Origin of the sequence: Muricoccus radiodurans (genome assembly GCF_050154705.1) — a bacterium.
GTDB lineage: Bacteria > Pseudomonadota > Alphaproteobacteria > Acetobacterales > Acetobacteraceae > Roseomonas > Roseomonas radiodurans.
Map to the genome: position 1 here is coordinate 2184338 of NZ_CP189561.1, position 15545 is coordinate 2199882.

Annotated in this window: 12 protein-coding genes; 5 read left to right on the forward strand and 7 right to left on the reverse strand. The window is 72.0% G+C overall.

The features are described from left to right. Nucleotides 1-3: 3 nt before the first annotated feature. The 5 genes from ACP6CK_RS10805 to ACP6CK_RS10825 all read right to left on the reverse strand — a co-directional run bounded on the left by ACP6CK_RS10805 (nucleotide 4) and on the right by ACP6CK_RS10825 (nucleotide 5077). Nucleotides 4-1206, reverse strand: coding sequence for a pyridoxal phosphate-dependent aminotransferase (locus tag ACP6CK_RS10805; protein WP_426958895.1), 1203 nt, complete (start codon nucleotides 1204-1206; stop codon nucleotides 4-6). Between the two features lie 79 nt (nucleotides 1207-1285). Then, on the reverse strand, nucleotides 1286-2089 hold the full coding sequence (locus ACP6CK_RS10810; RefSeq protein ID WP_426958896.1) for an ABC transporter permease subunit: 804 nt from the start codon (nucleotides 2087-2089) through the stop codon (nucleotides 1286-1288). After that, the gene (locus ACP6CK_RS10815) at nucleotides 2086-2922 is read right to left on the reverse strand and encodes an ABC transporter permease (RefSeq protein ID WP_426958897.1); all 837 of its coding nucleotides are present in this window, start codon (nucleotides 2920-2922) and stop codon (nucleotides 2086-2088) included. The genes ACP6CK_RS10810 and ACP6CK_RS10815 overlap by 4 nt, the downstream gene beginning before the upstream one ends. Then, nucleotides 2919-3977 (reverse strand): ABC transporter ATP-binding protein, encoded by a 1059-nt coding sequence (locus tag ACP6CK_RS10820; protein WP_426958898.1) that lies wholly within the window; start codon nucleotides 3975-3977, stop codon nucleotides 2919-2921. The genes ACP6CK_RS10815 and ACP6CK_RS10820 overlap by 4 nt, the downstream gene beginning before the upstream one ends. Next, a complete protein-coding gene (locus tag ACP6CK_RS10825) occupies nucleotides 3974-5077 on the reverse strand; it encodes an extracellular solute-binding protein (RefSeq protein ID WP_426958899.1) in 1104 nt (367 codons plus the stop codon). The genes ACP6CK_RS10820 and ACP6CK_RS10825 overlap by 4 nt, the downstream gene beginning before the upstream one ends. Before the next feature lie 245 nt (nucleotides 5078-5322). On the opposite strand from ACP6CK_RS10825, the gene ACP6CK_RS10830 reads away from it, so the two are divergent. The 4 genes from ACP6CK_RS10830 (at nucleotide 5323) to ACP6CK_RS10845 (ending at nucleotide 9919) form a co-directional block, all read left to right on the forward strand. Continuing rightward, the gene (locus tag ACP6CK_RS10830) at nucleotides 5323-5973 is read left to right on the forward strand and encodes a hypothetical protein (RefSeq protein WP_426958900.1); all 651 of its coding nucleotides are present in this window, start codon (nucleotides 5323-5325) and stop codon (nucleotides 5971-5973) included. Nucleotides 5974-6014: 41 nt separating this feature from the next. Then, nucleotides 6015-8189, forward strand: a complete 2175-nt coding sequence (locus ACP6CK_RS10835; RefSeq protein ID WP_426958901.1) for a glycosyl hydrolase family 28-related protein — start codon at nucleotides 6015-6017, stop codon at nucleotides 8187-8189. After that, a complete protein-coding gene (locus tag ACP6CK_RS10840) occupies nucleotides 8189-9409 on the forward strand; it encodes a hypothetical protein (protein ID WP_426958902.1) in 1221 nt (406 codons plus the stop codon). Before ACP6CK_RS10835 ends, ACP6CK_RS10840 begins: the two co-directional genes overlap by 1 nt. Nucleotides 9410-9544: 135 nt before the next feature. Further along, nucleotides 9545-9919, forward strand: a complete 375-nt coding sequence (locus ACP6CK_RS10845) for a phage tail fiber protein (RefSeq protein ID WP_426958903.1) — start codon at nucleotides 9545-9547, stop codon at nucleotides 9917-9919. A gap of 17 nt (nucleotides 9920-9936) precedes the next feature. Here the strand turns inward: ACP6CK_RS10845 and ACP6CK_RS10850 are convergent, their stop codons facing one another. Next, nucleotides 9937-13245: an error-prone DNA polymerase gene (locus ACP6CK_RS10850; RefSeq protein WP_426958904.1), complete on the reverse strand. Its 3309-nt coding sequence runs from the start codon at nucleotides 13243-13245 to the stop codon at nucleotides 9937-9939. Beyond that, on the reverse strand, nucleotides 13218-14777 hold the full coding sequence (locus ACP6CK_RS10855; protein ID WP_426958905.1) for a Y-family DNA polymerase: 1560 nt from the start codon (nucleotides 14775-14777) through the stop codon (nucleotides 13218-13220). Before ACP6CK_RS10855 ends, ACP6CK_RS10850 begins: the two co-directional genes overlap by 28 nt. 205 nt (nucleotides 14778-14982) lie before the next feature. Between ACP6CK_RS10855 and ACP6CK_RS10860 the strand changes: the two genes are divergently transcribed. Next, nucleotides 14983-15369, forward strand: coding sequence for a hypothetical protein (locus ACP6CK_RS10860; protein WP_426958906.1), 387 nt, complete (start codon nucleotides 14983-14985; stop codon nucleotides 15367-15369). Nucleotides 15370-15545: the final 176 nt, after the last annotated feature.

Genomic DNA, 15545 nt, shown 5'->3' on the forward strand with positions numbered 1-15545 from the left:
CCATCACGAAAGGCCGGCGCAGAACTTCTGGATGCGGGCACAGGCCTCGGTGAGCTGCGCGTCCGACGCCGCGTAGGAGATGCGCATGTAGCCCGGGAAGAGGAAGGCGGAGCCGTGCACCGTCGCCACGCCGCCCTCTTCGAGCAGGGCGAGGACGAAATCCTCGTCCGTCTCCAGCTTCTTGCCGCCGGCCGTGGTCTTGCCGAGGCAGCCCTGGACGGAGGGGAAGACGTAGAAGGCGCCTTCCGGCGTGTTACAGTGGATGCCCGGGGCCTTGTTCAGCGCGGCCACCACGAGGTCCCGACGGCGCTCGAAGGCCTGGCGCATGGACTCCACCGTGTCCTGCGGGCCGTTCAGCGCCTCGACCGCCGCGGCCTGGGTGATGGAGGAGGTGTTGGAGGTGGACTGGCTCTGCAGCTTGTCCATCGCCTTTGTCAGCGCCTGCGGGGCGCCGGCATAGCCCAGGCGCCAGCCCGTCATGGCATAGGCCTTGGACACGCCGTTCATCGTGACCGTGCGGTCCTTCAGGCGCGGCTCCACTTCGACGACGGTCGCGAACTTGAAGCCGCCATAGACGAGCTTCTCGTAGATGTCGTCGGTGAAGATCCAGACGTTAGGGTGGCGCACCAGCACGTCCGTCAGGGCCTTCAGCTCCTCCGCGCTATACGCGGCGCCCGTGGGGTTGCAGGGGTTGTTCAGCATCACCCACTTCGTCTTCGGGGTGATCGCGGCCTCCAGCTGCTCCGCGGTAATCTTGAAGCCCTGGTTCGGGCCGGCGGGGATGGTGACGGGCGTGCCGTCCGCCAGCGCGACGATGTCGGGGTAGGAGACCCAGCACGGCGCAGGGATGATCACCTCGTCCCCCTTGTTCAGGGTGGCGACCATCGCGTTGAAGATCACCTGCTTGCCGCCGGTGGAGACGATGATCTCCTCCGGCTTGTAGTCGATGCCGTGGTCGCGCTTGAACTTCGCGGCGGCCGCCTGGCGCATCGCCTTCGTCCCGGCGACGTCGGTGTAGCGGGTCTCGCCGGCCTCCACCGCGCGGATCGCGGCGTCCTTCACGTTGCGCGGGGTCTCGAAATCGGGCTCACCGGCCGAGAGGGAGATCACGTCCCGCCCCGCCGCCTGCATCTCCCGCGCCTTGGTGGAGATGGCGATCGTCTGGGAGGGCGAGATCTTGTTCAGGCGCTCGGCAATGAGAGACATCGGTCCAATTCTGACAGGTTCGCGACGGCGCGGACCCTAGACCCCTTCTCCCCCGGACGGAACCGCCGCGGGACGCAAATCAGCCCCGCCCGCGCAACAGCCAGCCCACTGCCCCGAGGGTGAGCCCCGCTGCCCCCAGCAGCACCACGGCCAGGGCGTTCACCTCCGGCGTCATGCCCAGCCGGAGCATGGAAAAGAGGGCAACTGGCAGGGTGGTCCCGGAGGGCCCGGAGACGAAGGAGGCCAGGACCACGTCGTCCAGCGACAGGGTGAAGGCCAGGAGCCAGCCGGCCGCCAGGGCCGGGGAGATCAGGGGCAGGGTGACGGTGGCGAAGGCCGTCAGCGGGGCGGCGCCGAGGTCACGCGCTGCGTCCTCGAGTTCCCGGTCGGAGGCGGCCAGCCGGGCCTGGACCACCACCGCCACATAGGCGGCGCCGAGGGTGGCGTGGGCCAGCAGGACGGTCATCGCGCCGCGTCCGGCCGGCCAGCCGGTCCAGGATTCCAGCGCCACGAAGAGGAGCAGGAGGGAGAGGCCCGTGACCACCTCCGGCAGCACCAGGGGGGCGCCGGCCAGGGCACCGAAGGCCGCCCGGCCGGCGAAGGGACCCTGCCGCGCCAGCACCCAGCCGACCGCCCCGCCCAGCAGCACCGCCAGTGTCGCCGCCCCGGCCGCGACCCGCAGGGAGAGGAGGGCCGCCTCCACCAGCCGGTCATTCGCTGAAAGCGCCGCGAACCAGCGAAGGGAGAAGCCGCCCCAGCGGAAGGGCTGACGGTCCGCGGAGAAGGCGTAGGCCACCAGCAGGATCACGGGCAGCCAAAGGAAGCCCAGCCCCAGCCACAACCCCCAGCGCACCCATCTCGGCGTGAGAGGGGGCGGCGTCACGCTGCCCGCCCCAGCCGCTGGAAGAGGAGGATCGGCCCGATCAGCAGCACCAGCAGCGCCACCGCCAGGGCCGAGGCCACCGGCCAGTCGCGGTTCTGGAAGAACTCCTGGAACAGTACCCGCCCGACCAGCGTCGCCTCCGGCGGGCCGAGCAGTTCGGGGATCACGTACTCCCCCGCCGCCGGGATGAAGACGAGCAGGAAGGCCGCCGCCAAGCCCGGCACGACCTGCGGCAGCGTCACGGTCAGGAAGGCCCGGGCCGGGGTGGCGCCGAGATCGGCGGCCGCCTCCTCCAGCGCCGGGTCCAGGCGGGTGGCGGCGGCGAAGACCGGCAGCACGGCGAAGGGCAGGTAGGCGTGAACCATCCCCACCAGCATGGCGCCGTAGGTGTAAAGGAGCGGGATCGGGTCCTCGATCAGTCCTGCGGCGCGGAGCACGCCGTTGATCCAGCCCTCGTCGCGAAGCAGCCCGATCCAGGCGCCGATGCGGATGAGGAAGCCGGTCCAGAAGGGCAGCAGCACCGCCGCCAGCAGCGCGTTGCGCCAGCGGCCGGCACGGGCGATGCCGAAACCCATGGGGATCGCCAGCAGCAGGCAGAGCGCCGCCGTCGCCCCCGCCGCAAGCAGCGACTGGCCGAGGGCGGAGCGGTAATGCGGGTCCTCCAGGATCAGGCGGAGGTTGTCCGTGTTGATCCCCTGCCCGGCCCAGGGCGGCGCGTAGGGCGGCACGCCCTCGGCCTGCCAGGACAGGGCGATGGCGCCGACCAGCACCAGCGGCGCCGCCACCAGCAAGAGCAGCCACAGGGCCGAGGGCAGGCGGAGGAGGGCGCTCATCCGGCCAGGGGCACCACGTCGGCCGCATCCCAGGCCAGGCGCACGGCGGCGCCGCGGGCGGGCGGGGCGCCTTCCTCTTCCGCATGGGCGACGCGGAGGGTGGCGCCGCCTTGCAGGCGGACGAGCAGCATCGTGCTGTCGCCGCGGAAGGCCGCCTCCTCCACCGTACCGGCGATGGTGTTGTCGCCGGTGGCCGCGGAGTTCAAGCGGATACGCTCGGGGCGCAGCGCGACGGCGTCGCCGAGCAGCGGCGCGGCGGGGCGCAGCCGGCAGTCGGCAGCGTCGCAGTCCAGCGCGCCGTCGCCGGTCGGGCGGCCCTCGAGCACGTTCGCCGTGCCGAGAAAGCCGGCCACGAAGCGGGTGGCGGGGCGATCATAGACGTCGCGCGGCGTGCCCTCCTGCACCACGCGTCCCTGGTCGAGCACGGCAACGCGGTCGGCCAGGGCGAGGGCCTCGGACTGGTCGTGGGTGACCATGACGAAGGTGGCGCCCGTCTCGCGCTGGATGGCGCGCAGCTCGAAGCCGGTGCGCTCCCGCAGCCCGGCATCGAGCGCGCCGAGCGGCTCGTCCAGCAGCAGCAGGCGCGGGCGCTTCACCAGGGCGCGGGCCAGCGCCACGCGCTGCCGCTGCCCGCCGGAAAGCGCGTCCGGACGCCGGTTCTCCATCCCCTCCAGCCGCAGCATCGCGACGGCCTGCGCCACGCGCCCCGCGATCTCGGTGCGCGGCAACCCTTCGCGCCGCAGGCCATAGGCGATGTTGTCGCGCACGCTCATGTGCGGGAACAGCGCGTAGGACTGGAACATCATGTTCACGGGGCGCCGGTGCGGCGGCACGGCGGACAGGTCGGCACCGTCCAGCAGCACCTGCCCGGCCTCCGCGCGCTCGAATCCCGCGACGACGCGGAGCAGCGTGGATTTGCCGGAGCCCGAGCCACCCAACAGAGCGAGGAAGGCGCCCGCCGCCACGTCCAGATCCACCCCGTCCAGCGCCGTGACGGAGCCGAAGCGCCGGACGACACCGCGGAGCGAGAGCCTCGGTTCCAAGGGGCGCGTCAACGCCCCGCCTTGAACCGCGACCAGACCCGCCCGCGCGCCCGCTCGGCCGCCGGTCCCGGCGCGGAGACGATGAAGGAGCGCGCGATCGCCTCGGCCGGCGGATAGACGTTCGGGTCCGCCGCCACCTCCGGCCGGATGTGCTGGCGGGATGCCGGCACGGCGTTGGGATAGCGCACCTGGTTGGTCACGCCCGCCATCACCTCGGGCCGCAGCATGAAGTCGATGAAGGCGTGGGCCGCGTCCGGATTCGGCGCGTCGGCCGGGATGGCCAGCATGTCGAACCAGAGCTGCGCGCCGGCGCGTGGCTGGACATAGGTGAGGCCCGCCTCGCGCCCGGCCTCCCGCGCGCGGGTCTGCGCCTGCACCACGTCGCCGGAATAGGTGAGCACGGCGCAGTATTCTCCCTGCGCCAGCGCGTCCGTGATGGCGGCGGAGGAGATGATCGCCCGCACATGCGGCCGGATCGCCAGCAGTGCGCGCTCCGCCGCCTGCTGGTCGGCGGCGTCGGCAGAATTCGGGTCCTTGCCGAGCCAGCGCAGGACCGAGGGGATGACGTCGATCCCGCTGTCCATGATCGCGATGCCGCAGCGCGCGATGCGCCGCGCATTCTCCGGCCGCAGGATCAGGTCCAGGCTGTCCAGCGGCGCGTCCGGGGCCAGGGCGCGGATGCGGTCCGCCCGGATGCCCATCCCGATCGTGCCCCAAAGGTAGATCGCGCCGTGCCGGTTACCGGGGTCGCTCCCCGCCACCTGCGCCAGCAGCGCCGGATCCTGGTTGCCCCAGTTCGGGATCCGCGTCCGGTCCAGCGGAAGCAGGGCGCCGGCGCGCGCGAGCCGCGCGAAGCTCGGCTCGCTGGTCGGCACGATGACGTCGTAGCCCGACCGCCCGGCGGAGAGCTTTCCTTCCAGCGTCTCCAGGCTGTCGAAGACGTCGTAGCGGACGCGGATGCCCGTCTCCCGCTGGAAGCGCTGGATGGCCTCCGGGTCGATGTAGTCGGTCCAGTTGTAGACATTGACCACCCGCTCCCCGGTCGGCGGCGTCTGGGCGGCCGCGGAAAGCACCAGCAGCGGGAGAAGGAGCAGGGCGCGGAGAAGGTTCATGCCGTGTCCCGGATGATTCGGAGATGCGCCGCAGCCTAGGCGGACGCGCGCGCGGTGCAACCACGGCAGCGCGGCGTTGCAGGTGGCACTTGGCATTCCTTCCTTGACTTTCAGAATGTATTCCTATAACAGCCCGCTGGCCAGCGGGACAACTGCGCCCGCCGCTCCCCATAGACCCGACCCACGCCCCGCCCGGCCCGCCGGCGCGGGGCGACGCGCGTCCGCGCGCCGCCAGGAGCCCCCACATGCCCTACAGCGCCTCCACCCTCGTCCCGCTCGTCGCCGCGGGGGGATTCACCCTGTGGCATTATCGGACGGCGGACACGCGGGCCGCGGTGCTCGCGGCCGGCTACTTCTCCACGGCGGCGAACCAGTTGCTGCCCGGGCACCTGGTCATCCTTCAGGCGAACGACGCGATGGCCTTCCTGCCCGTGCGCAGCGGCGCCGCGGTCGGGAACGGGCTGGTCGTGGATGCGACCTCCGCCCCGATCAGCCTCACCGCCGGCGGCAGCCTCGACATCGAGGCGGACCTGGCCGCCAGCGCCGTCGCGCGCTGCCTCTCCCTCGGCCCCGTGCCGAGCGGGCTCACGGTCGGGGATAGCTTCACCGTGCAGGCGAACGTGACCGGCCCCGTCAGCACGGTGCGCTTCGCCATCCTCAACGCGGCCAGCGCCGAGGTGGTCGGGCCGACCACCGCCACGGTCTCCGCCGGCACGGCCAGCGCCACCTTCGCCGCGCCCTCCCCGGGCACCGGCTACCGCCTGCGTGCCGTGGACGCCGCGGAGCCGCTCGTGGCGCAGATCTCCCCCTCCTTCGTCGTCACCGCCGCCTTCGCGCTGCTGATCGAGAGCGGCCTGGGCCTGCTCGTGGAGAACGGCAGCCGGATCATCCTCTGAGCCCCCTGCCCCGCCCCTGACGTCCGACCGGAGCCGCCCCCATGCCCGACACCAAGATCAGTGAGCTTCCCCCCGCGACCGGCCTGCTGGACACCGACATCGCGCCGGTGGTCCAGGGAACCGGCGCCAGCGCCGAGACCCGTCGCGCCACCTTCGGCCAGATGCGCCTGGCCGTGCACGCCGACCGGCCGTTGCACGTGCGCGACTACGGCGCGGTCGGCAACGGCACGACCGACGACACGGCGGCGATCCAGGCCGCGCTGAACGCGGCCTCGGCGGCCGGCGGCGGCGTCGTGCTGCTCGGGCCGCGCCGCTACCTCATCGACTCGGCGGAGTTGGTCATCCCGGCCGGGTGCATGCTGAAGGGGCAGATGGACCCGGGCGGCTTCCGGGTGAACAACGACTTCACGGCCCTGGCCTATTGCCTGGTGCTCAATCCCGCGCGCACGGTCCGCCTGCGCCGCAACGCGACGGTCGCCAACCTGGCCATCGTGCGGAAGGGCTTCGCGCCGCCCTCCTCCATCCGCAGCGCGCTCGACGCCGTCTCGGCCTTCGCCGGCACCGCGGTCAGCGTCGGCGACGGCACCACCGGCAGCAGCGCGACGAATGCGGCGGATGCCACCGCGCGCGATCTGCTCATCATCGGCTTCGAATGGGGCATCCGCTCGGATGGCGCCAGCCGCAGCCGCATCTTCGACATCCTCGGCGACTGCACGAACGGCCTCTACCTCGGCCGGACCTTCGATATCTCGCAGAACGAGCGGATCAACTGGCACCCGCTCGCGACCACCGCCCGGTCCTACTCCACGACGATCTACACGGTCACCGGCGCCGCCAACAACGGCTCCGGCCTCGTCCGGATCACCTTGTCCGCGGCCCACGAGCTGCAGGCGGGGGACGTGGTGATCGTGCGCGCGGTGGGCGGCGTCGCGGCCGCCAATGGCCGCTTCACCGTGGCCGCCGCGCCGACCAGCACCACGCTCGATCTGGCGGGCACGGCTTTCGCGGGCACCTACAGCGGCGGCGGCACGGTGGATCCGGGCATGAACTACCGCCGCGGCAAGGGCTTCCATGTCTTCGACGCCGACATGCCGAACTTCACCAACTGCTTCGAGTTCGGGCACGAGACGGGATGGCACCTGGACGATGGCTGCCACGCCGCCTGCTTCGTGAACTGCGGCGTGGACGGCAGCGGCTTCGACCCCTTCTCCTACGGCGTGCGGATCACCGGCACGGCCAACCGCAACAAGTGGTATGGCGGCTTCTGGTCGAACAAGGGCACCGCCCTGTCTGTGAACGTGAACGTGGTGGACCACAACACGATCGCCGGCGTCATGCTGCCGGCCGGCAACGGGCGATCGGTCGAGGTGCTGGACGGCGCGCTCATCCTGGTGGGCTGCGACATCTACGGCGGCGTCTACATGGCCGACGGGGCCGACAGCCTGCAGATCGTGGGCTGCGACATGAAGAGCGCGAACTTCTCCGGCCAGAGCGCCGCCGCGCTGCAGAAGATGATCGCCACCGGCAACCGCCTGCCCAGCGGGGCCGGGATCGCCCGCGTGACGGGCGGGCAGTCGGAGCTCGCGGCCTTCTCCTCCGCCGGGGTGATCGAGACGCGCCTCTCCGCCCGATCGGACGGCACCGTGAACGTGCACCGGCGGAGCAGCACCACCGGCGCGCAGCTCCGGTTCAACAACGCCTCGGACGTCGCGGCCGCGACGTTCGGCGTCGTTGGCACCGATGTGGTGCTGGAAACGCTCGTCTCCGGTTCTCTCGGAGAGCGGCTGCGCGTCGCGGCCACGGGCGCGGTGACGTTGACGGGGCCGCTCACCCTGCCTGCGGACCCGGCGGCGGCGATGCAGGCGGCGACGCGCAACTACGTGGACAACCAGTTCACCGACCGTCGCGTGCCGACGCTGACCACCACCACCGCGACCGCCCTGACGCAGGCCTCGCACAACGCGCGCATGGTGATCGCCAATGCAGGCACGACCCTGTCGCTGGACTGGAACGCGACGGGCAACGGCTTCTCCTGCATGGTGGTGAACCGCACCGGCGCAGACCTGGCGGTGACGCTGGCGAACTTCACCGCCGGCATCGCCAACGCGGACGGCTACACCCGGATCAAGGCGGGCGGCATCGCCAGCCTCATCGCCTTCACGCCGGACGGGGGCACCACGCGGATCTGCCACCTGGCCGGGGCAGGAGCGCCTTGATGATCGGCATCATCCCGGCTTCCCTCACCCTCAGCCGGAGCGCGCCGCCCCTCATCGGCTCCGGCACCCTCCTGTCCGGGGTCACGCTGACCCGGGCCTCCAAGGCCTGGGTGCGCGGCACGGATGACGTCAGCTGGGCGGAGATGACCAATGACCAGCCCCGCTTCCAGGGCGGCGCGCGACGCTTGCTGGTGGAGGGCGCGCGGACGAACCTCGTCCGGAACCCGCGCGCCCAAGGAGTTGTCGGCGGGACCCCGGGGACGCCGCCGACCAACGCCCAGATGCTGGGCGGCAATGCGAATGGCTTCGGAGGCATCACCTACAGGGTGGTGGGGGCGGCCACGCTGAACGGCCTTCCCGCGTGGGACGTGGAGTTCACCTGCGCCAGCGCCGCCGCGATCAGCCTGATCAATTTCGAGGTCGGGCTCCCCATCGCGGCCGGCGCCTATACCTGGTCCGCCATGTATCAGGCAGTGTCCGGGACAGCCCCCGGTCTGACGCAGCTGCTCGGGAGCAATGTCGGCGACCTGGCGTCGCAGGCTTTCTCGCCGGGCGCGGCGGCGTCGCGCCCCGAAGTGCGCGTGGCGTCGTCGGGCTCCGCGACGAATGTCTGGCCCAGCCTGAAGATCACCGCGGCCGGCTTCTCCGGGACGTTTGTGCTCCGCATCGCGGCGCCGCAGCTCGAACAGGCTGGCTTCGCCTCCACCCCGGTGCTGCCGTCGGCCGGCACGGTCGCTGCCTCGACCCGGGCGACTGATTTCCTTGCCGCGTCCCTCCCGGCGCTGGGCATCGCCGGAGATTTCACCATCTGGGGCAGGGCGATCGTCCCGTCCGGCATCCCGGGCGGGATGTATCTTCTCTCGGCGGATGATGGGACCAATAACAACCGCGCGGCGCTCGGCTGGCCGGGCGGGACCAGCATCCTGAACCATTCCCCGACCGCCGCCGGAAGCTTTACCGGCAACAGCACCATCGGCGCCACCGATGCGAACGCGTTCGGCTTCTCCCTCGCGGTGTCGTCGGGGCGGATGGCCGCTTCGCTGAACGGCGCCGCGCCGGTCATCCGCACGACAGCGGTTCCGACCGTGACGCTGACCACGCTGCGGGTCGGCAATCTCGGCTTGGGCAGCTCCCCGATGTTCGGAGAGATCGGGCCTCTGATGATCCGCCCCGGGGCTGTCAGCGATGCGGCACTGCAATCCCTCTCCGTGGGGACGTAAGCGCCCGGTCCGCGGAGCCGATGTGGCCCGGGATGTCCCGGCCACCGACTTCCGCACCGCCCGGATTCCCAGCTCCTCGCCTGACGGACGCCGCCGCTCAGGCCCTGCTCGAACCCATCTGACTGGAGACAGATCATGTCCGACCTGACCGACTACGCCCGCAACCTCCTGGCGCGCGCGCTCTGCGGCCGCGCCCCGGCCCTGCCGGGCGCCGTCTACGCCGCGCTGGGCACCGGCGCCACGGTGGCGAGCGGCCTGAGCGGAGAGCCCGCCGGCAACGGCTATGCCCGGCAGCGCGTAACCTTCACCGGCACCGGCGTGCAGCGCAACGCGGAGGCGATCCGCTTCGTCTTCTCCGCCGCCGCCGGCACGATCAGCCATGTCGGCCTCTACGACGCGGCGACCGGCGGCAACCCGCTTGTCGTCTCACCCTTGAACAGCTCCGTGGTGATGAGCGGGCCGGGCACGGTGACGCTGGCGGCGGAGAGCCTTGTCGTGAACCCGACCTGACCGGTGCGGGGCTGGCCTCAGTGCCAGTCCCGGCTGCCCGGAAAGCCCGACGGGCGGGGCTGTCGCGGGTCGGGCCGGTGGTCCGTCCCTCGGGAGACCTCGTCCGCCCGCGCCAGCGGGATCGGCACGGGACCCAGGCGGTGCAGCCCGTCCAGCAGGTCGGACCGGTCCTCCAGCCTCTGCGCGAGGAGGTGCACGATCGGCACGGCGCCCTTGTCGTAGCGCTCCACCCGCCCCTCCACGAGCAGCAGCCGTGCCGCCACGACAGGCGCGCGGTGCGCCTCCACCGTGTGCTTGTGGAGCACGAGGTTCACCACGCCGAACTCGTCCTCCAGCGTGAAGAAGACGACGCCCTTGGCGGTGCCCGGCCGCTGCCGCACCAGCACCATCCCCGCCACGCGCAGCCGCTGGCCCTGCCGCCCCGCCGTGACTGCCCGGCTGTCGACGCAGCGCAGGCCGGACAGGGCATCGCGCAACAGTGCCAGCGGGTGCGCGCGCAGCGTCAGGCCGGTGGCGCCGTAGTCCAGCACCGTCTCCTCGCCGCCCGTCTCGGACGGCAGGCGCGGGCGCGCCTCTGCCGCGGCGAAGAGCGGCAGGGGCGGCGGCGCCGCGCGCTCCACCGCCGCCGCCTCCCACAGCGCGCGGCGGCGATCCAGTCCCAGGCCGCGGAAGGCGTCCGCCTGGGCCAGCGCATCGATCGCCCGCCGGTCCAGCCCGGCCCGCGCCAGCGCCGCAGGGGAGGCCGCCTGTCGCAGCGCCACCACGGCCTCTCCGTCCCTCTCCGACAACCCGCTGACCATCCGCAGCCCGAGCCGCAGCGCCAGTCCGCCCGTACTGTCCGGATCGCGCTCCAGCGTGCAGTCCCAGTCGCTGGCCGTCACGTCCACCGGTCGCACGCGCACGCCGTGCTCCCGCGCATCCCGGACGATCTGCGCCGGGGCGTAGAAGCCCATGGGCTGGCTGTTCAGCAGGGCCGCCGCGAAGACAGCGGGGTGATGGCACTTGATCCAGGCGGAGATGTAGACGAGCTGCGCGAAGGACGCCGCGTGGCTCTCCGGGAAGCCATAGCCGCCGAAGCCCTCGATCTGCGACCAGCAGCGCGCCGCGAAATCGGGCTCGTAGCCGCGGGCGATCATGCCGCCGATGAATTCCTCCTTGAAGCGGAGCAGCTTCCCGTCGTGCTTGAAGCTCGCCATGGACCGCCGCAGTTCATCCGCCCGCGCCGCGCTGAAGCCGGCCCCGACGATGGCGATCTCCATCGCCTGCTCCTGGAACAGCGGCACACCGAGCGTCTTCTCCAGCACGGCCCGCAACTCCTCGCTCGGGTAGGTCGCCCAACCCTCCTCTCGGCGCCGCAGATAGGGGTTCACCATGTCCCCCTGAATCGGTCCCGGCCGCACGATCGCCACCTCGATCACCAGATCGTAGTATCTGGTCGGTCGCATTCGCGGCAACATGCTCATCTGCGCCCGGCTCTCCACCTGGAACACGCCGAGCGAGTCAGCGCGCGACAGCATCTCGTAGGTCGCCTCGTCGTCCTGCGGCACGGATTGAAGCGTGTACCGCTCCCCCACATGCCGCTCCAGCAACCCGAAGCCGCGCTTCAGGCAGGACAGCATCCCCAGCCCCAGCACATCCACCTTCAGCATGCCGAGAACGGCGATGTCGTCCTTGTCCCACTCGACGGTGTGGCGGTCCTCCATCGCCGCTCGCGTCACCACCGCCAGCTCCGTCAGCGGGGTGCGCGTGATGACGAAGCCGCCGACATGCGTCGCCAGGTGACGGGGGAAATCATGCAGCTCCTCCGCCAGGTCCATGGCCATGCCCAGCCGGGCATTCCCATCCGTATCGAAGCCCTCGCGCCTCGCCATGTCCCGCAGGTCAGGGCCGTCGTGCCAGGACGACTTGGCCAGCCGTCCTGTCACGTCCTCGGACAGGCCCATGGCCTTGCCCACCTCCCGCACCGCGCTGCGGGTGCGATAGCGGATGAGGGTCGCCGTCAGGGCCGCGCGGTCGCGGCCGTAGCGCGCGTAGATGTGCTGGATGACCTCCTCGCGCCGTTCATGCTCGAAGTCGATGTCGATGTCCGGCGGCTCCCCCCGCGCATCGGACAGGAAGCGCGCGAAGAGCAGCCGATGCTTGTCCGGGTCCACCGAGGTGATGCCGAGCACGTAGCAGATCGCCGAGTTCGCGGCCGATCCGCGCCCCTGGCAGAGGATGCCTTGCGACCGTGCGAAGCGGACGATCTCGTGCACCGTCAGGAAGTAGGCGGCGTAGTCCAGCCGCGCGATCAGCGCCATCTCCTCCGCGATCTGCCGCGCCACCTTGTCCGGCGTGCCGCCCGGCCACTTCTCCCGCACCGCCTCTGCCACGCGCCGCTCCAGCGTCTGCTGCGCCGTCAGGCCGGGTTCCAGGATCTCCTCGGGATACTCGTAGGACAGGTCCCTCAGCGAGAAGCGGCACGCCTCCACCACCCTTAGCGTCGCGGCCACCGCCTCCTCATGCCCGGCGAAGAGGCGCAGCATCTCCGCGGCCGGCTTCAGATGCGCCTCCGCGTTCTGCGCGGCGTGGAAGCCCAGCGCGTCCACCGTCACGCCCAGCCGGATCGCCGTCACCACATCCGCCAGGCGCCGGCGCCGTGCCGCGTGCATCCGCGCGCCACCCGCGGCGATCAGGGAGGCCCGTGCCCGCGCGGCCATGGCGGCCAGCCGGTCCAGCCGGTGCCGGTCATCGCCCCCGAAGCGGTGATCCGCCGCCAGGAACATCGGAAGCGCCAGCCCCCGCCGCATCGCGTCCGCGTCCTGCCGCAGCCGGAGCGCGAAGGCCGCGTCCGGCGCCTCGGGCGGCACCATCGCCATCACCTGCCCCTCGGCGGCGGCGATCAGCGCGTCCCGCGGGATGTTGCAGACTCCCTTCTCGTCCCGCATCCGCGCGGCCGACAGCATTCGTGCCAGCCGCCCATAGGCCGCCCGGTCCGAAGGCCAGACAAGATACTCCTGCCCATCCTCCAGCCGCACGCGGCAGCCCGGCACGAAGCGGATACGCCAGTCCTCGCCCGCCTTCTCATCGACATGCCGGCTGGCCGCCCATCCCCGCACCAGCCCGGCGAGGGAGTTGCGGTCGGCGATTCCCACCGCGGCATGTCCCAGCGCCTTCGCGGTCGCCACCAGCTCGTGCGGGTGGGAGCCACCTTCCAGGAAGGTGAAGTTCGACATCGCGCCCAGCTCGGCGAAGGCGGGTGCGGCGTCGGGCTCGCGCGGCGACCGGTCGCGCGCCGCCGACAGGCGCAGGACGCCCGTCACGCCAGCACGCCATGCAGGAACCACTCCGACGATCCCGGCCCGCCGGCGCGGCATACCCAGAGCCGCCGCCCATCCGCCATCTCCACGCGGTAGTAGTCCCGCACGGGCCGGTCCGGCCGGTCGCGCCACCACTCCGGCTCGAAGCGCTCCGGTCCCTCGGAGGCGCGCACCGGCAGCAGGGTGCCGCGCCAGCGCAGGCGGACGGGCGGTGCGTCCGGGAGTTCCGCGATCGCCTCCAGCCGCTCCGGCCGGCGCAGCAGGCGGACGGGACGCGGGCGCGCCGCCCAGCCCGGGGGCGGCGGCACGCGTTCCAGCGGGCCGACGCGCTCCGCGGCCCGCTCCGGCCAGTGGGAGGCGCGCGGCCGCAGCCGCCAGACGGACAGGCGTTGCACCAGCCGGTCCAGGAGCGCCGTCAGCGCGGACCGCGCCTCCTCTGCATCGGAGGCCAGTCCGGCCTGCGATGCGGAAAGCGGTTCCGTCCGCTCGGCCAGCAGGGCGATGCGGTCGAAGCCGAAGCCGGGCGCCAGGTTCTCCAGCCGCGTCTCCAGGAGCCGGCCGAGATGGCGCGGATCGCGCAGGGGCAGGCCGGTGCCGATCACCACCTCCTGGACGCCGCCATCGGCGCGGTGCGCGCGGAGCACCAGCCGCCGCAGTCCCCTCCCCGCCGCCGCCAGCATCGCGCAGAGCTGCGCCAGCAGCCGCGCCACCACGGCGTCGATGGCGCCGCGGGTGACGATCGGCTCCTCGAACTCCATCGTCGCGTGCCAGTCCGGCACCGGCCGGATGCTGCGGAAGGGCCGGGACGCCGCGCCCGTCGCCTCATCCAGCACGAGCGCCAACCCGGCCCCGAAGCGCCGCACCAGCGGCGCGCGGGGCTGCGCCAGCACGTCGCCGACATAGTGCAGACCCAGCCGCCGCAGCCCGACGGTCACCGCGGGATCGAGCCGCAGCGGGAGAAGTGGCAGACGCGCCACCGCGGCCGACTCGCCGCCCGGCGGGACGATCCCCAGAACGCCGCAGCGGGCCAGCGCCATCGCGCCCGGGGCCGAGCCCGCCACCACCCCGGCCGAGGCGTGGCCCAGACGACGCAGGCTTTCCACCGCGCGGCGCAGGACCGCCGCCTCCCCACCGAACAGGTCTGAGACGCCGGTGATGTCCAGCAGCAGACCGTCCGGCTCCTCCAGCGCCACCAATGGGGTGATGCGCAGTGCCCAGAGCCCCAGGGCCGCCAGCCGCGCGGCCGCCGCGGTGGGATCGTCCGGATGCGAGGCAACGCCGGGCGCCAGGGCCTGCGCGTCAGCCAGCGCTTGGCCAGCCCGCACGCCCCGTGCCTCCGCCCCCGGATCGGCGGCGGCGACCACCCGCCGGTTGCCCTCTGCGTGCCAGGTCAGCAACGGACCCGGCGCGCGGATCACCTCCGTGGCCAGGCGGGTCAGGTGCAGGGCAAGGTAGCGCCGCCCTGCGACCTCTCGTTCGAGCTGCGGTATGGGCGGTGCCGTACCCGACGGCTCCCGTGAAGGGAGCAGTCGCGGGGGGCGGCAGCAGCGGCGCCTCATGAATCGCCTCCCGCCGCGTCGGGGCGTGGGAGGGCGAGGGCCGGCTCGTCAGGGGGGTCCGAATCGGCACGCATGTTCTTTTTATGTTCTAGGAACTTTATCCGATGTCCAGATCACATCTGTGCGGCCCGGTGGTCAGGCCGGACCCGGTTGCCCCCTTGCTTCCGCGCCGTCACATTCGCCGCCTAACCCACCGGAGATCCCCGTGCCCGAGACCACCGCGCCGCCGCTGAACTTCGCGATGAGCGCCGACCGGACGCGTGTCACCGTCACGCCGCGCAGCATCACACCCTTCGACCTAGGCCCGGCCGAGATCGACGCGCTTGTTCGCGCCCTCATCATCGGCCGTGCCTCGATGAACCCGCCGCGCCGGTCCGACGATCCAGAGGGGCTGGAGAGTGTTGTTACCCACCATGCCATGGTCACGCGCCTGGAACCCGAGGGCGATGGTTCCGGCGACTTCCTGCTCGGCGTCTTTCACCAGGGGTTGGGCTGGGTCGGCACGCATCTGACGCGCCAGGAAGCGCAGATGATGGCGGACGTGTTCAACAAGGGGCTGGCGCAGGCAGGGGAAAAGGGACACGTGCGCTGATGCAGCGTGGAAGTTTGACCTTCACGGCGATCTCCCGAAAGCGCGACATGCTGGGGCGACGGGAACAGACCAGTCGCTGCTCCATAGAGGGAGCAGGGATCGATTGGATTATTACGACAGGACTGCTCCGGGGTCCGACCATCGGTGCCACCAACATGATGACAAGCCCCCACGAG

Excerpts from the sequence above, each read along its gene's own strand:
- ACP6CK_RS10805 (WP_426958895.1), bottom strand. The coding sequence starts at position 1,206 with ATGTCTCTCATTGCCGAGCGCCTGAACAAGATCTCGCCCTCCCAGACG.
- ACP6CK_RS10835 (WP_426958901.1), top strand. The coding sequence starts at position 6,015 with ATGCCCGACACCAAGATCAGTGAGCTTCCCCCCGCGACCGGCCTGCTG.
- ACP6CK_RS10840 (WP_426958902.1), top strand. The coding sequence starts at position 8,189 with ATGATCGGCATCATCCCGGCTTCCCTCACCCTCAGCCGGAGCGCGCCG.
- ACP6CK_RS10855 (WP_426958905.1), bottom strand. The coding sequence starts at position 14,777 with ATGAGGCGCCGCTGCTGCCGCCCCCCGCGACTGCTCCCTTCACGGGAG.
- ACP6CK_RS10815 (WP_426958897.1), bottom strand. The coding sequence starts at position 2,922 with ATGAGCGCCCTCCTCCGCCTGCCCTCGGCCCTGTGGCTGCTCTTGCTG.
- ACP6CK_RS10830 (WP_426958900.1), top strand. The coding sequence starts at position 5,323 with ATGCCCTACAGCGCCTCCACCCTCGTCCCGCTCGTCGCCGCGGGGGGA.
- ACP6CK_RS10825 (WP_426958899.1), bottom strand. The coding sequence starts at position 5,077 with ATGAACCTTCTCCGCGCCCTGCTCCTTCTCCCGCTGCTGGTGCTTTCC.
- ACP6CK_RS10845 (WP_426958903.1), top strand. The coding sequence starts at position 9,545 with ATGTCCGACCTGACCGACTACGCCCGCAACCTCCTGGCGCGCGCGCTC.